At 54.8% G+C, this 18,052-nt stretch carries 19 protein-coding genes; all 19 read left to right on the forward strand.

All coding sequences use genetic code 11. The features are described 5' to 3' along the window. Positions 1-454 (forward strand): FtsW/RodA/SpoVE family cell cycle protein (locus WC317_01885; protein MFA5338880.1); only part of this gene is annotated, 454 nt, incomplete at its 5' end. Beyond that, positions 438-1,565, forward strand: coding sequence for an undecaprenyldiphospho-muramoylpentapeptide beta-N-acetylglucosaminyltransferase (gene murG, locus WC317_01890; GenBank protein MFA5338881.1), 1,128 nt, complete (start codon positions 438-440; stop codon positions 1,563-1,565). The genes WC317_01885 and murG, both read left to right, overlap by 17 nt. Before the next feature lie 118 nt (positions 1,566-1,683). After that, complete coding sequence (gene murC / locus WC317_01895) at positions 1,684-3,084, forward strand: UDP-N-acetylmuramate--L-alanine ligase (GenBank protein ID MFA5338882.1); 1,401 nt, start codon at positions 1,684-1,686, stop codon at positions 3,082-3,084. A gap of 35 nt (positions 3,085-3,119) precedes the next feature. Beyond that, entirely contained in the window at positions 3,120-3,959 is an 840-nt protein-coding gene (gene murB / locus WC317_01900) for a UDP-N-acetylmuramate dehydrogenase (protein ID MFA5338883.1), read from the forward strand. Continuing rightward, positions 3,959-4,861 (forward strand): D-alanine--D-alanine ligase, encoded by a 903-nt coding sequence (locus tag WC317_01905; protein ID MFA5338884.1) that lies wholly within the window; start codon positions 3,959-3,961, stop codon positions 4,859-4,861. Before murB ends, WC317_01905 begins: the two co-directional genes overlap by 1 nt. Before the next feature lies 1 nt (position 4,862). Then, positions 4,863-5,660, forward strand: coding sequence for a cell division protein FtsQ/DivIB (locus tag WC317_01910; GenBank protein ID MFA5338885.1), 798 nt, complete (start codon positions 4,863-4,865; stop codon positions 5,658-5,660). After that, on the forward strand, positions 5,657-6,913 hold the full coding sequence (gene ftsA / locus WC317_01915) for a cell division protein FtsA (protein ID MFA5338886.1): 1,257 nt from the start codon (positions 5,657-5,659) through the stop codon (positions 6,911-6,913). Before WC317_01910 ends, ftsA begins: the two co-directional genes overlap by 4 nt. Positions 6,914-6,916: 3 nt before the next feature. Further along, the gene (locus tag WC317_01920; protein MFA5338887.1) at positions 6,917-7,594 is read left to right on the forward strand and encodes a YggS family pyridoxal phosphate-dependent enzyme; all 678 of its coding nucleotides are present in this window, start codon (positions 6,917-6,919) and stop codon (positions 7,592-7,594) included. Further along, a complete protein-coding gene (proC, locus tag WC317_01925) occupies positions 7,575-8,399 on the forward strand; it encodes a pyrroline-5-carboxylate reductase (GenBank protein ID MFA5338888.1) in 825 nt (274 codons plus the stop codon). The genes WC317_01920 and proC overlap by 20 nt, the downstream gene beginning before the upstream one ends. A 12-nt stretch (positions 8,400-8,411) precedes the next feature. Further along, positions 8,412-8,702, forward strand: coding sequence for a YggT family protein (locus WC317_01930; protein MFA5338889.1), 291 nt, complete (start codon positions 8,412-8,414; stop codon positions 8,700-8,702). A 30-nt stretch (positions 8,703-8,732) separates the two neighbouring features. Continuing rightward, complete coding sequence (locus WC317_01935) at positions 8,733-9,560, forward strand: purine-nucleoside phosphorylase (protein ID MFA5338890.1); 828 nt, start codon at positions 8,733-8,735, stop codon at positions 9,558-9,560. After that, positions 9,557-12,334 (forward strand): isoleucine--tRNA ligase, encoded by a 2,778-nt coding sequence (ileS, locus tag WC317_01940; protein ID MFA5338891.1) that lies wholly within the window; start codon positions 9,557-9,559, stop codon positions 12,332-12,334. Before WC317_01935 ends, ileS begins: the two co-directional genes overlap by 4 nt. A 1-nt stretch (position 12,335) precedes the next feature. Beyond that, positions 12,336-12,731, forward strand: a complete 396-nt coding sequence (locus WC317_01945) for a TraR/DksA family transcriptional regulator (GenBank protein MFA5338892.1) — start codon at positions 12,336-12,338, stop codon at positions 12,729-12,731. Then, positions 12,731-13,195 carry a signal peptidase II gene (gene lspA, locus WC317_01950; GenBank protein MFA5338893.1) on the forward strand — a complete coding sequence of 155 codons (465 nt, stop codon included), beginning with the start codon at positions 12,731-12,733 and terminating at the stop codon, positions 13,193-13,195. Before WC317_01945 ends, lspA begins: the two co-directional genes overlap by 1 nt. Further along, positions 13,176-13,898: a prolipoprotein diacylglyceryl transferase gene (gene lgt, locus WC317_01955; protein MFA5338894.1), complete on the forward strand. Its 723-nt coding sequence runs from the start codon at positions 13,176-13,178 to the stop codon at positions 13,896-13,898. Before lspA ends, lgt begins: the two co-directional genes overlap by 20 nt. Next, complete coding sequence (locus WC317_01960) at positions 13,874-14,785, forward strand: RluA family pseudouridine synthase (GenBank protein ID MFA5338895.1); 912 nt, start codon at positions 13,874-13,876, stop codon at positions 14,783-14,785. Before lgt ends, WC317_01960 begins: the two co-directional genes overlap by 25 nt. Positions 14,786-14,836: 51 nt before the next feature. After that, positions 14,837-15,607, forward strand: a complete 771-nt coding sequence (locus WC317_01965; GenBank protein ID MFA5338896.1) for a hypothetical protein — start codon at positions 14,837-14,839, stop codon at positions 15,605-15,607. A 1-nt stretch (position 15,608) separates the two neighbouring features. Continuing rightward, entirely contained in the window at positions 15,609-16,895 is a 1,287-nt protein-coding gene (gene aroA / locus WC317_01970) for a 3-phosphoshikimate 1-carboxyvinyltransferase (GenBank protein MFA5338897.1), read from the forward strand. Between the two features lie 76 nt (positions 16,896-16,971). Continuing rightward, positions 16,972-18,048 carry a rod shape-determining protein gene (locus tag WC317_01975; protein MFA5338898.1) on the forward strand — a complete coding sequence of 359 codons (1,077 nt, stop codon included), beginning with the start codon at positions 16,972-16,974 and terminating at the stop codon, positions 18,046-18,048. Positions 18,049-18,052: the final 4 nt, after the last annotated feature.

Here is an 18,052-nt window from a genome sequence, read left to right on the forward strand (position 1 = left end):
CCCGCAAGGCGTCGGGTTCCAGATAATCCAGTCTTATATAGCGCTCGGGTCCGGCGGCCCGTTCGGGGTCGGGCTCGGCCAGTCGCGGCAGAAATTGCTCTATCTCCCGGGTGCGCATACGGATTTTATATTTTCCATAATCGGGGAGGAGCTGGGCCTCATAGGCGCCGGCGCGGTGATAATCCTCTTCGCGCTCTTCATCTGGCTGGGTTTCAGGATAGCGCTTAGGGCGAGGGACCTCTTCGGGCACCTGGTCGCGCTGGGGGTCGTCTCGATCATCGGGCTCGAGGCGGTCATCAATATCGCCGTCGCTACCGGTTCTATGCCGACTAAGGGACTGCCGCTGCCGTTCATAAGCTACGGAGGCTCGTCGCTCGTCTTCGACATGATCGGAGTGGCGCTTCTGCTCAATATTGCCAAATACAGCGAGAGCCCTTATGAGAAAGAAGAATAGTTATATGAATCCCGGTCATAAACATTATATAAACGGGATGAAGATACTTATCGCGTGCGGAGGGACAGGAGGGCATATCTTCCCAGGGTTGAGCCTTGCCCAGGAGATAAAGGAGAGGGGGGCCGGCGAGGTCCTGCTCGTCGGGACGGACCATCCCCTCGAGATGAGACTCTTCGGGTCGTTCGATATTCCCTACAGGCTTATGCCCGTGGCGAAACTATCTGCGAACCCGGTAAAGTTCCTGAAATTCCTCGCGCGGTTCACCTCGGCTTGCCTGAGGTCCGGCAAGTTGTTATTTGATTATAAGCCCGATATCGTGGTCGGTTTCGGCGGATATGCTTCATTCCCGATATGCAAATTCGCCGCGCTCATGGGAAAACCGCTTTTTCTGCACGAGCAGAATTGCGAGGCCGGGATGGCGAACAAGATATTGGCGCTTCTGGCGAGGCGCGTCGCGGTGAGTTTCAAGGAGACGGAAAAGGCCTTCGGGAGGAAAGCGGTATTTACCGGCAACCCCATACGCAAGAAACTCCTGATGACAAAAAGAGAGGACGCGCGAAGGTTTTATAAGTTCAGCCCGGACAAATTCACGGTACTTATCCTCGGAGGGAGCCAGGGCGCGCAGAAGATAAACATGATAGTAGGGGATATGCTGGGGACCTTGAGCGATGAAGAAAAAAAGCAGGTTAACATACTGCATATCGCCGGGATGAAGAATATCGATGATGTTCGGAAAAAATACGAAGGGAGCGGCGTTGACGGCTGCGTATGCGATTTCGTCGGGGATATAGGATACGCGTACGCGATGGCGGACCTCATCGTCTCTCGCGCCGGGGCTACGGCGCTCTTTGAGATCGCGGCCCTTGGCAAACCATCGATAATGGTCCCTTACAGGTTCGCCGGCGGACACCAGTACCATAACGCCGCCGCGCTCGAGAAGACAGGCGGGACGGTCATCATGGACGAGCTCGGCCTCACGCCCCAGATGCTGAAGGACAAGATATTTGAGTTGAAGGACGACAAGGCGAAACTTAAGATGATGTCGGATGCCGCCAAAAGGTTTGCTGTACCCGATGCGGCTAAGCGTCTTGCCGATTGTATCATACCTTGAAATTTAGCGTCTTGCGAAGAGCCGGTTTATGACGCAGTAGGTATTAGATGAAGCGAGTAATAAATAAGGCCGAGCGAGACTTAAATTTCAAGGGATAAAACAATATTATAAGGTGATCATGAAACTAAAAGGTAAGAAGCACATTCATTTTATCGGCATCGGCGGCATCGGGATGAGCGCTATCGCTTTCGTCCTGCTAAAGAAGGGCCATAAGGTCTCCGGCTCGGACGTCAGGCGTTCGCGCATCATCGAGAAGCTCGAATCTCTCGGCGGCAAATTCCACGACGGCCATCACGAGAAGAACATAGAGGGCGCCGATATCGTCGTATTCTCGTCATCGATCACTCCGGAGAACCCGGAGCTAAAGGCCGCGCGCAATAAAAAGATAACGACGCTCCACCGCGCCGATATGCTTGCCCTGATAATGAACGGCAGGAAAGGGATCGCGGTTACCGGCGCCCACGGCAAGACGACGACATCATCGCTCATCGCCCATATCTTATACAGGGCGGGGCTCGACCCGACCGCGATCCTCGGCGGCGAGGTGAAATCACTGGAGGGCAACGCGAGGGTAGGAAAGGGCGGGCATTTTGTGGTGGAGGCGGACGAGAGCGACGGCTCGTTCGTCCACCTGAAACCGCTCTACGGGGTCATCACGAATATCGACGCCGAACACCTCGATTATTACAGGAACATGGGGGAGATAATATCCTGGTATTTGAAATTCATCGAGAAGATCAAGCCGGGCGGGAAACTCTTCGCATGCGGCGACTGCGATAACTTGAAGCGGGCGCTCCGCGGTTATCCCAAGGAGGTCGTCACCTTCGGCCTTTCGGCCGGCGGCGATATATTTCCCGGGAAGATAAAGATGCACGACTCGCATTCCGAGTTCGAGATAATCTACCGCGGCAAGAACCTGGGGCGGGCCGCGATAAATATCCCGGGGATACATAACATCTCGAACGCAATGGCCGCGTTCGCCGTGGCGCTGGAGCTGGGCCTTGATTTCGGGACGATAAAGAAGGCGGTCGAGGATTTTACCGGCGCCGCGCGGAGGTTCCAGGTCAAGTATTCCGGAAACGGGATAAAGGTGATAGACGATTACGCGCACCATCCGGCCGAGATAAAGGCGACTATATTGGCTGCTAAGAACTGGAAACCCGCGCGGCTTATAGCGGTCTTCCAGCCGCACCGCTTCTCCAGGACCAAGTACCTGAAGGACAGGTTCGGGAACTGTTTCGATATGGCCGACCGGCTGATACTTACGGATATTTACGCGGCGTCTGAGGACGAGCTCGATAATGTCTCCGGAAAAAGTATCTACGAGGAAGTGAAAAAGCACGGCCACAAGGACGTCATATACCTGCCCAAGAAAGAATTAAAAGAATATCTCTTGAGGGATATAAAACGCGGTGATATGGTCCTGATGATGGGCGCCGGGGATATTACCTCGATAGCCGGGGAGATGGCGCAGGAGCTTTCGAAAAAGAGAGGCAAGATATCAAGAAAGAACCCTTAGGCTTCATAAAGGGCTCGGTCAAGCTCGACGAGCCGATGGACCGCCATACGACATTCAAGATAGGCGGGCCGGCGGATATTTTTGTCTGTCCGGAGGACGTCGACGACCTGCTGGTTATCCTGCGCTACGCCGTTTCGCATAAAGCGGATTATTTCATGATCGGCGGGGGCAGCAAGCTCCTGGTCGGGGACAAGGGCATCCGGGGGTTTGTCGTCTCTTTAGGATCGCCGTCCTTCAGCGGGATAGAATTCGACGGGGATACGGCCATCGCGGGCTGCGGGATAAAGACCCACGAGCTTATAACGAAGGCCGCGGAGAAGGACCTGGGAGGCCTTGAGTTCCTCGCCGGGATACCCGGGACGCTCGGCGGCGCCATCACGATGAACGCCGGGTGGCCGTCAAGGGCGATAGGGGATCTCGTCGAGGAGATAACCGCGCTCAAGGACCTCGAGAAGGTGAAACTGGGCAAAGAGAGCCTTAAATTCTCGTACCGTTCCTCTAACCTCGACGGTTTGGTCCTGGTTTCGGCCAGGCTCAAGCTGGAAAAGAAGGCCAAGGATAAGATAGAGGCCGAAACGAAGAAAAACCTGGAGAAAAAAAGAAAAACGCAGGAGCTCGGCTATCCCAGCGTGGGGAGTATCTTTCTCAACCCGTCTGGAAGTTCGCCGGCCTGGGAGCTTATAGATAAGTGCGGCTTGAGAGGAAAATCGGTAGGGGGCGCTGCGGTCTCGGAGAAGCACGCGAACTTCATCATAAACAGGGGAAATGCCTCGGCCTCCGACGTCAGGAAATTAATAGATGAGATACAAAAAATAGTTTTTAAAGAACATCAAATTATGTTAAAATTAGAGACTAAATTAATAGGAGAGTTTTAATGGATAAGGTGGGGTCGAGGATAGGAGTCCTGATGGGCGGGCCATCCGCCGAGAGGGACGTCTCGCTGCGCTCGGGAAGGGCCATAACAGACGCTTTGTTGAGCAAGGGCTACAACGCGATCCCTATGGAGATATGGCTCCCGACGAGAGACGAACTGAGGTCGGCGGGTATCGACGTCGCCTTCATCGCCCTACACGGGACATTCGGCGAGGACGGACAGATACAGACGATATTAGAGGACCTCAGGATACCCTATACCGGCTCGAAAGTAAAAGCGAGCCAGCTCGGCATGGATAAGATCGCCTCGCGTAAGTTGTTCAAAAAAGCCGGGCTCAACATCCCGGGATACCACGTGATCGAGAACGGGACCAGGCCGAAACTGAAATTCCCGGCGCCGGTCGTCGTCAAGCCCTCGGCGCAGGGCTCTTCGGTCGGGGTTTCTATAATAGACAAGGTCGAGGAGCTGGACGGCGCCATTAAGGAAGCGTTCAAGTTCGGCGAACAGGTGCTCCTCGAGGAGTTCATACACGGAAAAGAGCTTACCGTGGGGATAGTCGACGACAAGCCGCTGCCCGTGATACAAGTCGTCCCGAAAAGGCGTTATTACGATGAGGTCGCCAAATATACGGCCGGGATGACCGACTATCTCTGTCCCGCGCCCATATCCGAAGGAGAGGCGAGGCTCGCGCAGGACGCCGGCATCAAGGCGCATAACGCCCTCGGCTGCAGGTCTTTTTCCAGGGTCGATATGATACTTGACGACGGGGGGAAGATAGTCGTCCTCGAGGTAAATACGATACCGGGAATGACCCAGCTCAGCCTCCTGCCGAAGGCCGCGAAGGCGAGAGGGATGGATTTTCCGTTGTTGTGCGAGAAGATGCTCGAATCGGCTTTTAAATAATATGGCGAGAAAAAGGAAATCAGGCTCGGAAGCCTCAAAGCAGTTCGGCGGTTTCATGAAACGCAACAGGGTTGCGGTCACCGCCATTGTGGTATTGGCGCTCGCGGTGATAGCAGCCGGCCTGTGGCTAAAGGATTTTCTCTGCGCCGCGCCGTCTTTTGAGGTAAAAAAGGTCGAGATAGTAAAACCTGGCGGCGAAGGGAACTTATATATACAAAAGGAATATTTTAACCTCGAATTTCCCGTCAATTTTTTCACGGTGGATACCGCGGCGCTCGCCGGCAAGATAAAAGCGGCGCACCCCGAATTCCAGATAGTGGTGATAACCAAGTTCCTGCCCAACCGCATCATCGCGAATATAAAGGACAGGGAGGCGGTGGCGAGGATAAGGTTTGGGAGGGTCCTGCCGGTGGATTTCGACTGCGTCATCGTCTCGGATACAGGCAGCCTCGATTCGCTCCCCCTTATTACCGGCCTTGAGTCCCGGCTCGCGGACCCCAAAGCGGGCACGAGGGTGAAGTCGAGGAGGCTCAACACCGCCCTCGATATCCTCCGTCGCATCTATTCGAGGAAGGAGTTCGCGAGATCGGCGGTCACGTCCGTCGATATGACATATCCGGAAAAGGCTTTTTTCGTGATGGACGGGATGACGATAGTGGTCGGCAATAATGATCTCGACAGGAAGCTAGATTCGCTGGCCGCGGCGCTGAGCAATCCAAAGGTGGACAGGTCGAAGATCAATTCGATGGACCTCAGGTTCACCGATGCCGCGGTGACGTTTAAACCGGAAAAGAAATGAAGAAGATATTAGCCGGACTGGATATAAGCGAGGATTTCGTGACCTGCTCGGTCTGTTCGACCGAGGAGAAGGATACCTTGTCGCTGTTGGGATCCGCCTCGGTGCCGTCGAGGGGGATGGATAACGGCGCGATATCGGATATAAGCGAGGTAGCTTTGTCGGTCGCCTCAGCCGTCGAAAAAGCGGAGGCCTCGGCGAAGACAAAGATCGTATCCCTCGTGACTAACTGCGACGGCGCGAGCCTGCGCGTCTATAACACCAAGGGGAGCGTGACCGTCGCCGAGAAAGAGAATGAGATAAGCAGGCACGAGGTCGAGCGGGTGACCGAGGCCGCCAGGACGATAGCGCTTCCCTTCGACAGGGAGATAGTCCATTCGATAACGCGCGATTTTATCCTCGACGGCCAGGACGGGATCAAGGACCCGACCGGGATGTTCGGCACGCGGCTTGAGGCGGACATGGAATTCGTGACTGCCCTGGTGACCAACCTCCACAATGTCAGGAGATCGATAAATACGGCGGGTTTTGAGATCAGGGATATAATCCTCTCGGGCATAGCGGCCGGGCACGCGATACTTGAAGAACTCGAGAAGGAATTGGGCGTAATATTCATTTTCATCTCCTATTCCGCCACGCATATGATCGTGTATAACGGCGGCGAGATCAAATCGATCGAGATAATACCGGCCGGCAGCGGCGGGATGGCCGGGCTCATCGCCGATAATTTCAAGATACCACGCGAGTACGCGGCAGACCTGTTGAAACGTGAGATATCCCTTGATAAGCCCGCGGCCGTTGAACCGGCCGCGCAGGGGAGCGCTTCGCCGGAGGGGGACAAGCTGGTCCTGAGGCTGGGCGGTTCGAGCCGCTCCCTTTCGAGGAAGGCCCTCGCCGAGGCGGTAAGGCCGGAGGCCGAGGGGCTGATAAAAGAGATAGGCGGAAAGCTGAAGGATATGCGTGCCGCCAAGGAAGCCGCGATGGGATGCGTGGTCGCCGGCGACCTGACCTCGCTGGGAGGTTTCCTTGAGATGCTGGAATTATCGCTCAGCATGCCGGTGAAGATGGGGCTCGTCAAGGGTGTTACCGGCGGGGATATGGCGCGGGCCGGCGCCGGACAGATAGCCTCGGTCGGGCTGGTAAAATACTGGGCCAGGGAAGGCGCGAAGAGAAAGGTCCGGAAGAATATCTTCGGGAACACGCCTTTAGGTAAGCTCGTCGACAGGGTAAACCGGATATTCAGCGAGTATTTCTAAAAGATGATCCCTGAAAATATACAGGCCATAAAGGAGCGTATCCGCCTCGCGGCCGGGAAGATAGGGAAGAACGACCGGGATATCACGCTCGTCTGCGTGACCAAGGCCGTAGGCGTCCCGCAGATAGAAGAGGCCCTTGCCGCGGGAGTTACGGATATAGGCGAAAGCTATGTGCAGGCCGCGGAGATAAAATTTAAGGCGATAGAATACAGGGCAAAGTGGCACCTTATCGGCCACCTGCAGACAAATAAGGTCAAGGAGGCGGTGAGGATGTTCGATCTCATCCACTCGGTGGATTCCCTGAAACTGGCCGAGGAGATATCGAGACGGTCGGCCGGGCTCCTGGACCCGAAGAAGGTATTGATAGAGGTCAAGACTTCGGAGGAGGCGACAAAATACGGGGTATTGCCGGAGCAGTCGCTTCCCCTTATAGAAAAGATAGCCGTATTACCCCATATAAAGGTCATGGGCCTGATGACGATGGCGCCGTTCACTGAGAACCCGGAGGATTCGAGGCCGTATTTTGAGAGGTTGAAGAAATTGTCCCTGCTTATCTTGACGAAAAGGATCAGGAATGTGGACATGAGGTATCTCTCGATGGGCATGACCCAGGATTTCGAGGTAGCGATAGAGGAAGGCGCGAATATAATAAGGATAGGGCATGCGATATTTGGCGGATAAAAGAATAGGCGTCATCGGCCTGGGGAATATGGGTGGGGCGATAATAAACGGCCTCCTCTTATCCGGCGCCGTCAGAAGGACGGGTATTACAGGTTTTGATAACGACCGGGCCAAACGCGTGGTTGCCGTTAAGAAATATGGAATATTGGCAACCGGATCCATATCGGAGACCGTAGCGCACAGCGATATCGTCATCTTCGCGGTCAAGCCGCAAAATATCGGCGAGGTATTAGAAGAGGTATCTTTTTACGGCAAGGGCCGGTTATATATCTCGATCGCGGCCGGGATAAATACCCGCAGGATAGAGAAGGCCCTTGCGCGCATACGAAGGCCCCGCGTCATAAGGGTGATGCCGAATACGCCGGCGCTTGTAGGCGAGGGCATCACGGCTGTTTGCAGAGGCAGATACGCGACTGCCGGAGACCTGAAGGCCGCGGACAAGATATTTTCGAGCGTTGGGGATACGGTAGATTTAAACGAGAAATATTTTGACCTCGTCACCGCGGTATCGGGAAGCGGCCCGGCCTATTTCTTTTACCTCAAAGAGGCGCTCATAGAATCTGCTGTCAGCCTCGGGATGGACAGGGCTACGGCAAAAAAGCTCGTATCGAAGACCGCCCTCGGCGCGGCGCGGCTGCTTATAGAATCGGGGCATGAGCCGCAGGTCCTGCGCCGGAGCGTGACGTCAAAGGGCGGCACTACCGAACAGGCGATAAAAGTATTCGACCGCGCGGGGATGAAGAGTATAGTCGGAAAGGCCGTGACCGCCGCGGCGCGCCGTTCAAAAGAATTATCGGGGGAATAAGGGATGTTCGTATTGAGCAATCTGATATTCTGGGCCGCGCGCCTGCTTGAGATCCTGCTAAATATATTATGTATCCTGATATTTTTCCGGGCGGTCATAAGCTGGGTCAATCCCGACCCGTTCAACCCGCTTGTGCAGTTCCTGAACAGGTCCACCGACCCGATACTGGCGCCTATAAGGAGGTTCATCCCCCCGTTGGGGTCCATGGACATCTCGCCGTGGATAGCGACGATAGTCCTCTATTCCGTAAATAAATATTTTCTGGTGCCGACACTTCTGGAACTGGCGATGAGGTTAAGGTAATAGCCGCATCCCGGAAATAAGGAGAGACAAATGCACGAGCTGAAGACAAAGATCGAAGATACGATCAAATTCATAAAGGTCGAGTTGAAAGAGACACCGAAGATCGACATCGCCATAATCCTGGGGACCGGCCTGGGCAACCTCGCCGAGAAGATAAAAGAGAAGAGGAGCATAGAATATTGGAAGATACCCAATTTCCCGGTATCTACGGTCAAGGGGCACAAAGGCGAGCTCGTATTCGGCAAGATAGGCGACAAGAATGTCGTCGCGATGGAAGGCAGGTTCCACTATTATGAGGGGTACCCGCTGGACCAGGTCACTTATCCGGTCAGGGTGGTAAAGGCGCTCGGCGCTAAGATACTCGTCGTCTCTAATGCCGCGGGCGGTATGAACCCGGCTTACAAGGCCGGAGACCTCATGGCGATAGCCGACCACATAAATTTTACCGGGGTAAATCCCCTGATAGGGCCGAATGACGAATCGCTCGGCCCTAGGTTCCCGGATTTCTGCGACCTTTACGACCCGAAGCTTATCGCCTTGGCCGAAGAGATCGCGAAGGAAGAGAAGATCAGGATGCATAAGGGCGTATATGTAGGCATCACCGGCCCGAACCTCGAGACGCGCGCGGAGTATAAGTTCTTCCAGATGATCGGCGCCGACGCGGTAGGGATGTCGACCGTTCCGGAAGTCATCGTGGCCAGGCACGCGGGGTTGCGCATATTCGGCATAAGCGTCATCACCGACGTCTGCCTCCCTGAGACGCTCAAACCATGCAATATAGATGAGATAATAAAGACGGCGAACGAGGCCGAACCGAAACTCACGAAATTGATATATACCCTGATAGAGAGAATATGAATTATAAAGACACGCTGAACCTGCCCAAGACGGATTTCCCGATGAAGGCCGACCTCCCGAAGAGGGAGCCGGAGATGCTGAAATCCTGGCAGGATAATGATATCTACGGCCGGATAAGGAAGAAATTCGCCGGCAAGCCGAAGTATATCCTGCACGACGGGCCGCCGTATGCCAACGGCGATATCCATATCGGCCACGCCTTGAACAAGACACTTAAGGACATAGTCGTCAAATATAAGACGATGCGCGGCTTCGATTCGCCCTATGTCCCGGGATGGGACTGCCACGGGCTTCCGGTCGAGCACGCCTTATTTAAAGAGCTCAAGATATCAAAGGGGCAGATAGGCCAGCTTGAATTCCGTAAGAAGGCCGCGGATTACGCGCTCAGGTTTGTCGGGACGCAGAAAGAGCAGTTCAAGCGCCTCGGGGTGTTCGGCGACTGGGACGACCCGTACCTCACGCTCAAGCCCGAGTATGTCGCCGGGATCATACGCTCGTTCGGGAAACTTGTCGAAGGCGGTTATGTCTATAAGGGGGTAAAGCCGGTCAACTGGTGCGTGCGCTGCGAAACAGCGCTCGCCGAGGCAGAGGTGGAATACGCGGACCATACCTCGCCGTCGATATTCGTGAAGTTCAAGGTCATAGACAGGAGATTCCCGGACGGAAAACATTTCCTGGTGATCTGGACGACGACTCCCTGGACCCTGGTCGCGAATGTCGCGGTCGCGGTCCATCCCGCCCTCGACTACGTGACGGTCGAGGCCGGCGGAGAGCACTATATACTCGCGAAGGACCTTCTTGAGTCCGTCGCGGCCAAGGCAGGTTTTAAAGATCATAAAGTCATCTCGACCATAAAAGGCAAGGACCTCGAAGGCCTCCTGTATAAACACCCGTTCATTGAGAGGGAAGGGAAGGTAGTCCTCGCGGACTACGTCTCTAACGAGGAGGGCGCCGGATGCGTACACACCGCGCCGGGCCACGGGATGGAAGATTACCTTACGGGACAAAAATACGGCCTGCCGACGATAATGCCCGTAGACGAGAGGGGATTATTCGACAAGACCGCCGGCGAATTCGCCGGGATGCATGTCTTCAAGGCGAACGGCGCGATACTGGAGAGGCTGATGAAGGACGGCAACCTCCTGTATTCGGGGACGATCGCGCATTCTTATCCGCATTGCTGGAGGTGCAAGGAGCCGGTCATATTCAGGGCGACGGTCCAGTGGTTCATAAATGTAGACCATAACGCGCTGAGGAAACAGACGCTCGAAGAGATAAAGCGCGTGAGATGGGTCCCTTCTATCGGCGAGAACAGGATATCGGCGATGATAGAGAACCGGCCGGACTGGTGCCTCTCGCGCCAGAGGTACTGGGGCGTGCCGATACCGGCATTCTACTGCGAATCGTGCAAGAAACCGGTGCTCGATCCCGGCCTGATAAACCATATCGCTGACCTTATGGAAAAAGAAGGTTCGAACGTATGGTTCAGCAAGGCCGCCGAGGAGCTGATGCCCGCGGCGTTCGAGTGCCCGGAGTGCAAAGGCAAAAAATTCAGGAAGGAAGAGGATATACTCGACGTCTGGTTCGACTCCGGCGTCAGCCACCAATCCGTATTGAGGAAAAGGAAAGAACTCGCCTTCCCGGCAGACCTTTACCTGGAGGGGAGCGACCAGCACCGCGGGTGGTTCCAGGCCGCGGTACTTACCTCTATGCCAATAGAGCATAAGCCGCCGTTTAGGAGCGTCCTAACGCACGGTTTCGTCGTCGACGGCGATGGGAGGAAGATGTCGAAATCCCTGGGCAACGTAATCTCGCCGCAGGACGTGATAAAGACGCACGGCGCCGACGTCCTGAGGATGTGGGTCGCGTCGTGCGATTACTACGAGGATATAAGGATATCGAAAGAGATAATAGAGCGCACTTCCGAGGCGTACCGCAAGATCAGGAACACGGCTCGCTTTATACTGGGGAACCTTTTCGATTTCGACCCGGGCAAAGACAGGCTCGCGCATAAAGACCTCCTTGAGATAGATAAATGGGCGGTCTCGAAGGCCTTCTCGCTGGTCCATGAGATAGAAGGTTATTATGACGCCTTCGAGTTCCACAAGGTCTTCCGCGCCCTGTACAGCTTTTGCACCGTTGAGCTTTCCAGTTTTTATCTTGACGTTTCAAAGGACAGGTTGTATACTTATGCGCCGAACTCGAAAGAGCGGAGGTCGTGCCAGACCGTGATCTATGAGATAGTGATGGCCCTGGCGAAAACGCTCGCGCCGGTGGCGCCGTTTACGGCCGATGAGATATGGCAGAAGGCCAGGAGGGATGACCCGGAATCAAGCGTCCACGCTTCGCTTTGGCCCGAGGCCCGCGAGGGGTATATCGACAAGTCCCTCGAGGAGAGATGGGAGAAGATATTCGTCCTTCGTCCTTATATAATGAAGGCGATAGAGGAGAAGAGGGCCAAGGGCGTGATAGGCGATTCGATGGAAGCCTCGGTCACGCTGTATATAAAGGATACCGGTAAATACAAGTTCCTGCATGATTTCGCAAGAGAGCTCGCGGGAGTATTCCTGGTCTCGGATTTCAGGCTCGAGGAAGCAGGCAGCATGCCGGCAGGAAAAGACGGATTGCTCGAGGCCGAAGGGCTGGGCATTTACGTGGATAAGTCAGCCGGAGGCAAATGTGGCCGCTGCTGGACGTATAAAAAAGAGGTCGGAAGCGACCCTGAACATCCGGAGCTTTGCGGGCGCTGCTCAAAAGTATTAAAAGGAGAATAATATGATGAAGATTGACAGGGAAGAACTCGAAAAATATAAGAAGATGCTCCTGAAGAAGAAAGAGGAGATGCTGAAAGAGGTCCGCGGCGTCCAGAAAGATTCCTTGAATACGTCGCAGAGGGACGCCTCGGGAGACCTGTCGGCATACACTTTCCACATGGCCGATGTCGCTACCGACAGTTTCGACAGGGAGTTTTCCCTCGGCATCGCGACAAACGTCCAGCAAAAGATACTCTACGCTATAGAAGAGGCGCTCAAGCGCATCGAGGATAAGGCCTTCGGCATATGCACCGAATGCGAGAAGCAGATACCCAAGCAGCGCCTTACTGCCATGCCCTGGGCCGCCCTATGCCTCGAGTGCCAGGCTAAAGAGGATCCGCAGAAGAAGATAATCTAATGCACTCCTTTCTGAGGAAAGGACTGGCGCCTTTTATTATCGCCGCCTCGGTCGTCATCATAGACCAGGTTACCAAGGCGGTAGCGGCAGCGAAATTGACCTCCGTTGGTTCACTCCCCGCGATCGGCACGATCGTAAATTTTACCCTTGTCAAGAATACCGGCGCCGCTTTCGGGCTCTTCAGGTACCAGACCGTAGTTTTAGTTGTCATTTCCGTCATAGCGATAGCGTTTACCATTTTCTATCTGGCAAAGAAGAAACCCGCCCTATACCTGCCGTTCTCGCTCATACTCGGAGGCGCGGCAGGGAACCTGATAGACAGGCTTCGTTTCGGTTATGTAATTGATTTTATAGATGTGCATTTCTGGCCGGTCTTCAATGTCGCGGACTCCTGCATAACGATAGGGGCGGTATTGCTCTTCGTGGTAATTTTGAGAGGCAAGGATGCATCCGGTACTGTTTAAGATAGGTTCCTATCCCGTATATTCCTACGGCGCGATGCTCGCGCTGGCTTTCCTCGTCTGCTCATTTCTCGCCAAAAGGCGCGCCGCCGCGATCGGCATGGACGGCGAGAAGGTCCTTGACCTCATGATCACCCTTATCGTATCCGGCGTCATCGGCGGCAGGCTTATGTTCGTACTTTTGGACCTAGATTATTTCAGGTCAAGGCCCCTGGATATATTCAAACTCTGGGAAGGCGGGCTCGCCTGGTACGGCGGCCTCATCCTGGCGGTCATAAGCGGTGCGGTCTTCCTGCGAATGCATAAGATGCCTTTACTGAAGACGGCAGACCTTATAATCCCGTATATCGCCCTGGGCCAGGCGATCGGCCGCATAGGATGTTTCCTGAACGGCTGCTGCTACGGAAAGGCTACGGCGCTGCCTATCGGCGTGGTCTTCAACGCGGAACAGGGCGCGGTCCTTCCGACGCAGCTCTTCGAGTCAGTTGCTATGTTCATCGTCTATCTTATCTTAAGGAGGCGCGTCCCGTCTAACGGGAGGACGCTTTTCCTGTATCTTATCCTCTATTCTGTTTTCAGGTTTTTCATTGAGTTCCTGCGCGGCGACAATATGCTCGCCGTAATGGGATTGACCTTTTCTCAGGCCGTATCAATAGCCATCTTCGCCGCGGCGGTGATATTATGGAAAATTATACCTTCGAAGTAGGGCCGGAGGCGGCCTCCGCGCGCCTCGACCAATACCTCGTCTCGGTATTGCCTAAGACGGTCTCGCGCTCCCACCTGAAAAAACTTATAGGCGCCGGGTGCATTCTCGTTAACGGCAAACCGGCCAAACCGCACCATAAGGTCAAGCCGGGCGAGAAGATAGAGGTCTCGTTCGAGGAGCCGGCCTCCCCGGAGTTGAAGGCCGAGGATATAGCCCTCAATATAATATACGAAGACGACGACATAATAGTTATAAACAAGCAGCCGGGCATCGCAGTCCATCCCGCGCCCGGCTCGCGTACCGGCACGATAGTCAACGCCCTGCTTAACCACTGCAGGAAACTTTCCGACTTGAACGAGGGCAGGCCGGGGATAGTCCATCGCCTCGACAAGGACACGTCCGGCGTGATGGTCGCGGCGAAAAATAATGCCAGCCACGCGGAACTCGCGAGACAGTTCAAGGACCGCGCCGTAAAGAAGAATTACCTGGCCCTGGTCAAGGGCGTCGTCGAGCTGGACAACGGCGTCGTGGACCTGCCGATCGGCAGGCACCCGAGCAACCGGCAGAAGATGGCGGTCAGGTACGATTCGGAGCGGAAAGCCGTCACGGAATATAAGGTAATAAAGAGGTTCGACGGTTTCACCCTCGTCAAGCTGGACTTGAAGACAGGCAGGACGCACCAGATACGCGTCCATATGGCGTATATCGGCCATCCCGTGCTGGGCGATGAGAAATACGGCTCGAAAGGGAATTTCCCCAGGCAGGCGCTCCATTCATATTATCTCAGGCTGCGCCACCCTAAGGACGGCAGGGAGATGGAGTTCAAGGCAGACATCCCGGACGATATGAGGAAAATGATGGGGGCCGATTTTTTTCTTGCGTTTTAAAACCTTATTATATATAATAAGTTACAGTAGAACCCCAAAAAGGAGGAACAAATGAAATCGTTCCGGCTTATCGTCATACTATTAGCTATCCTATGCGTAGTTTTTCTGGTATTTTCTTTCGTTACTTTCAGCGGGCTCCAGTCCGAAAAGAAGACCCGAATCGCGACCGAGAATTCCCTCAAAGATTTGCAGGCCAACAAGGAAGACCTTCAGAAGCAGCTCGACGACCAGAAGAAGCTTAAGACCGATCTCGAGTCACAACTTGCCGAACTGAAGGGTAAGGTCACCTCATTGCAGGATAAGGCCGAGAAGCTGGCCGCCCAGATCGCGGAAGAAAAGAAAGGCAAAGAGGAAGCCCTCGCCAAGTTGAGCGATAAAGATAAAGAGATAGAGGAAGTAAAGACGAACTGGGAGAGCGAGAAGACTTCCCGCGCCGCAGTCCAGGAACAGTTCGACAAACTTCAGAAGGAATACGCCTCGGCCCAGAAGAAACTGGGTGATCTGCAGGCCACCAACCAGGGCCTCTTGAAACAGGTAGAGGACCTCCAGGCGAAAAAGGAAGTGGATCTTGAAAGGATAGTGGTCAAGCCCGGCGTTGAGGCCGAAGGCAAAGTCCTCGTCGTAAATAAGGAATTCAATTTTATAGTCGTCGCCGCGGGCAACAATAAAGGCATCACTCCGGGCGTGACATTCGGTGTCTACAGGAACAATAAGCTTGTCGCCAAGGCCACAGTCGAGAAGGTCTACGAGACGATGTCGGCCGCCAACATACTGCCTGACAGCGGTGAGATAAAAGAGGGCGACATAGCGAAAGCTATGTAACTTGAGCTCCGCCACTATAAGACCCGCCAAAAGATTACGCGGTTCCCTGGCTTTACCCGGCGATAAGTCCATCTCCCACAGGGCCGTTATGCTCGCCTCGCTCGCTAACGGCACGAGCGTCATAAAGAATATACTCCATTCAGACGATACCCTCACCACGATAGAGGCGTTCCGCGCCCTCGGCATCGATATTAAAGAAAGTCCTGATGAAATAACCATAATAGGCCGCGGCATTAAAGGCCTCAAAGAGCCGGCAGCCCCGATTTTCATGCGCAATTCCGGCACGTCGATGCGCCTGCTCCTCGGCATCCTGGCAGGCCAGCCTTTCGCGGCGACCTTGACCGCTGATAAGGGATTGGCCGCGCGGCCGATGCGCCGCGTCACCGAGCCGCTCTCGATGATGGGCGCTAAATTCGAGGGTAAGAACAATGCCGATTACGCGCCGATAACCGTCCGCGGCGGCAAATTAAATCCCATAGATTACGTCTCTCCGGTCGCGAGCGCGCAGGTAAAATCCGCTATCCTCCTCGCCGGGCTTTACGCCGGCAGGAAGACCTCTGTCACCGAGCCGTCGAAGTCGAGGGACCATACGGAGCGAATGCTCAAGGCGTTCGGCGCGCGTGTTTCCGCAGAGGGGCTGAAGGTATCGGTCGAGGGCGGGGCGAATTTGCGAGCGCAGGATATAGATGTCCCCGGAGATATATCCGGCGCCGCGTTCTTCATGGTCGCCGCGACGATAGTAAAAGATTCGGCAGTGACCCTCAAATCGGTCGGTGTCAATCCCACGAGGACCGGGATAATAGATATCCTCAATAAGATGGGCGCGAAGATCTCGATAGAAAATGCGAGGGAGATAGCTTCAGAGCCGGTCGCCGACATAACCATAGAGAGCGCTGAGCTGCGCGGCGCGACGATAGAGGGAGACCTCATCCCGCGCTCGATAGATGAATTGCCCGTTGTCATGGTCGCGGCCGCTTACGCCAGTGGCACGACTATAATAAAAGGCGCGCAGGAACTCAAGGTCAAGGAGACCGACAGGATAAGTTCTATGGCCGCGAACTTGAAGAACATGGGCGCGAAGTTCAACCTGAAGGGCGACGATATAGTAATAGAAGGCACGGGTTTGCTCAAGGGAATAACCGCGATGAGCTTCGGCGACCACAGGACCGCGATGTCCATGGCAGTCGCCGGCCTCGCGGCAAAGGGCGATACCATTATCGACGACACCGCCTGCATCGCCAAGTCATATCCCAACTTCCTCAAAGACTTAAATTCACTTTTGGCGTAGGTCCGTAAGCTAAATTGCCGTTGACATTTATGCAGTGGTTTGGTATCCTCTTATGATACTGGGAGGGTGGGTCAGAATGAACATTTTCGATGTCTTGAAGAGGGGATTTAACAACATCTCCGGCATGTTCTCCAACGACATGGGCATCGACCTTGGCACCGCGAGCACGCTCGTTTACGTAAAAGGCCAAGGGATAGTGCTTTGCGAACCTTCGGTCGTCGCCATACAGAAGGGGACTAACCACGTCCTGGCGGTTGGCGAAGAGGCGAAGCGGATGTTAGGCCGCACCCCCGGTTCGATAGTGGCCATAAGGCCGATGAAAGACGGAGTTATCGCTGATTTCGAAATAACGGAGGCGATGCTCCGTTATTTTATTAATAAGGTCCACAACAGGCGAGTTTTGGTCAGGCCGCGCATGGTCATCGCCATACCTTCCGGCATTACCGAAGTCGAGAAGCGCGCGGTCAAGGATTCTGCCGAGAGGGCAGGCGCCCGCGAGGTATACCTCGTCGAGGAGCCGATAGCCGCCGCGATAGGCGTCGGGCTTCCGATACAGGAACCCGCCGGCAATATGATAATCGATATCGGAGGCGGTACAACGGAAATGGCGGTAGTTTCGCTCTCGGACGTCGTATACTCGAAATCGATCCGCATAGGCGGCGACGAGATGGACGACGCGATAATACAGCACCTGAAAAAGACTTATAACCTCATGATCGGCGAACGCACCGCCGAGGAGATAAAGATAAAGATAGGTTCCGCTTATCCTCTCGAAGAGGAGATGACGATGGAAGTCCGCGGCCGCGACCTGGTCGCCGGCCTCCCGAAGACGGTCACGATCTCTTCCGAGGAAGTGAGGGAAGCCCTTGCCGAGCCGATCGCCGCGATAGTGGAGGCGGTCAGGATAACCCTCGAGCGCACACCGCCGGAGCTTTCCGCAGACTTGATAGAGCGCGGGATGGTCCTGGCCGGAGGCGGCGGGTTGCTGAGGGGGCTGGACAAACTCCTTTCGGAACAGACCGGCCTTCCCGTGCATATAGCGGAGGACCCGATAACCGCGGTCGCCCTCGGGACAGGGATGGTCTTAAGCGAAATAAAATATCTCAAAAAAGTTACGGTTACTACCGCTTCTAAGTCCCCTGAATCACAGTAAACGA

The organism is Candidatus Omnitrophota bacterium (assembly GCA_041653595.1).
Classification (GTDB): domain Bacteria; phylum Omnitrophota; class Gorgyraeia; order Pluralincolimonadales; family Pluralincolimonadaceae; genus Pluralincolimonas.

Coding starts and splice junctions, on each gene's coding strand:
- murG (MFA5338881.1), top strand. CDS start 438: ATGAGAAAGAAGAATAGTTATATGAATCCCGGTCATAAACATTATATA.
- murC (MFA5338882.1), top strand. CDS start 1,684: ATGAAACTAAAAGGTAAGAAGCACATTCATTTTATCGGCATCGGCGGC.
- murB (MFA5338883.1), top strand. CDS start 3,120: ATGGACCGCCATACGACATTCAAGATAGGCGGGCCGGCGGATATTTTT.
- WC317_01905 (MFA5338884.1), top strand. CDS start 3,959: ATGGATAAGGTGGGGTCGAGGATAGGAGTCCTGATGGGCGGGCCATCC.
- WC317_01910 (MFA5338885.1), top strand. CDS start 4,863: ATGGCGAGAAAAAGGAAATCAGGCTCGGAAGCCTCAAAGCAGTTCGGC.
- ftsA (MFA5338886.1), top strand. CDS start 5,657: ATGAAGAAGATATTAGCCGGACTGGATATAAGCGAGGATTTCGTGACC.
- WC317_01920 (MFA5338887.1), top strand. CDS start 6,917: ATGATCCCTGAAAATATACAGGCCATAAAGGAGCGTATCCGCCTCGCG.
- proC (MFA5338888.1), top strand. CDS start 7,575: ATGCGATATTTGGCGGATAAAAGAATAGGCGTCATCGGCCTGGGGAAT.
- WC317_01935 (MFA5338890.1), top strand. CDS start 8,733: ATGCACGAGCTGAAGACAAAGATCGAAGATACGATCAAATTCATAAAG.
- ileS (MFA5338891.1), top strand. CDS start 9,557: ATGAATTATAAAGACACGCTGAACCTGCCCAAGACGGATTTCCCGATG.
- WC317_01945 (MFA5338892.1), top strand. CDS start 12,336: ATGATGAAGATTGACAGGGAAGAACTCGAAAAATATAAGAAGATGCTC.
- lspA (MFA5338893.1), top strand. CDS start 12,731: ATGCACTCCTTTCTGAGGAAAGGACTGGCGCCTTTTATTATCGCCGCC.
- lgt (MFA5338894.1), top strand. CDS start 13,176: ATGCATCCGGTACTGTTTAAGATAGGTTCCTATCCCGTATATTCCTAC.
- WC317_01960 (MFA5338895.1), top strand. CDS start 13,874: ATGGAAAATTATACCTTCGAAGTAGGGCCGGAGGCGGCCTCCGCGCGC.
- WC317_01965 (MFA5338896.1), top strand. CDS start 14,837: ATGAAATCGTTCCGGCTTATCGTCATACTATTAGCTATCCTATGCGTA.
- WC317_01975 (MFA5338898.1), top strand. CDS start 16,972: ATGAACATTTTCGATGTCTTGAAGAGGGGATTTAACAACATCTCCGGC.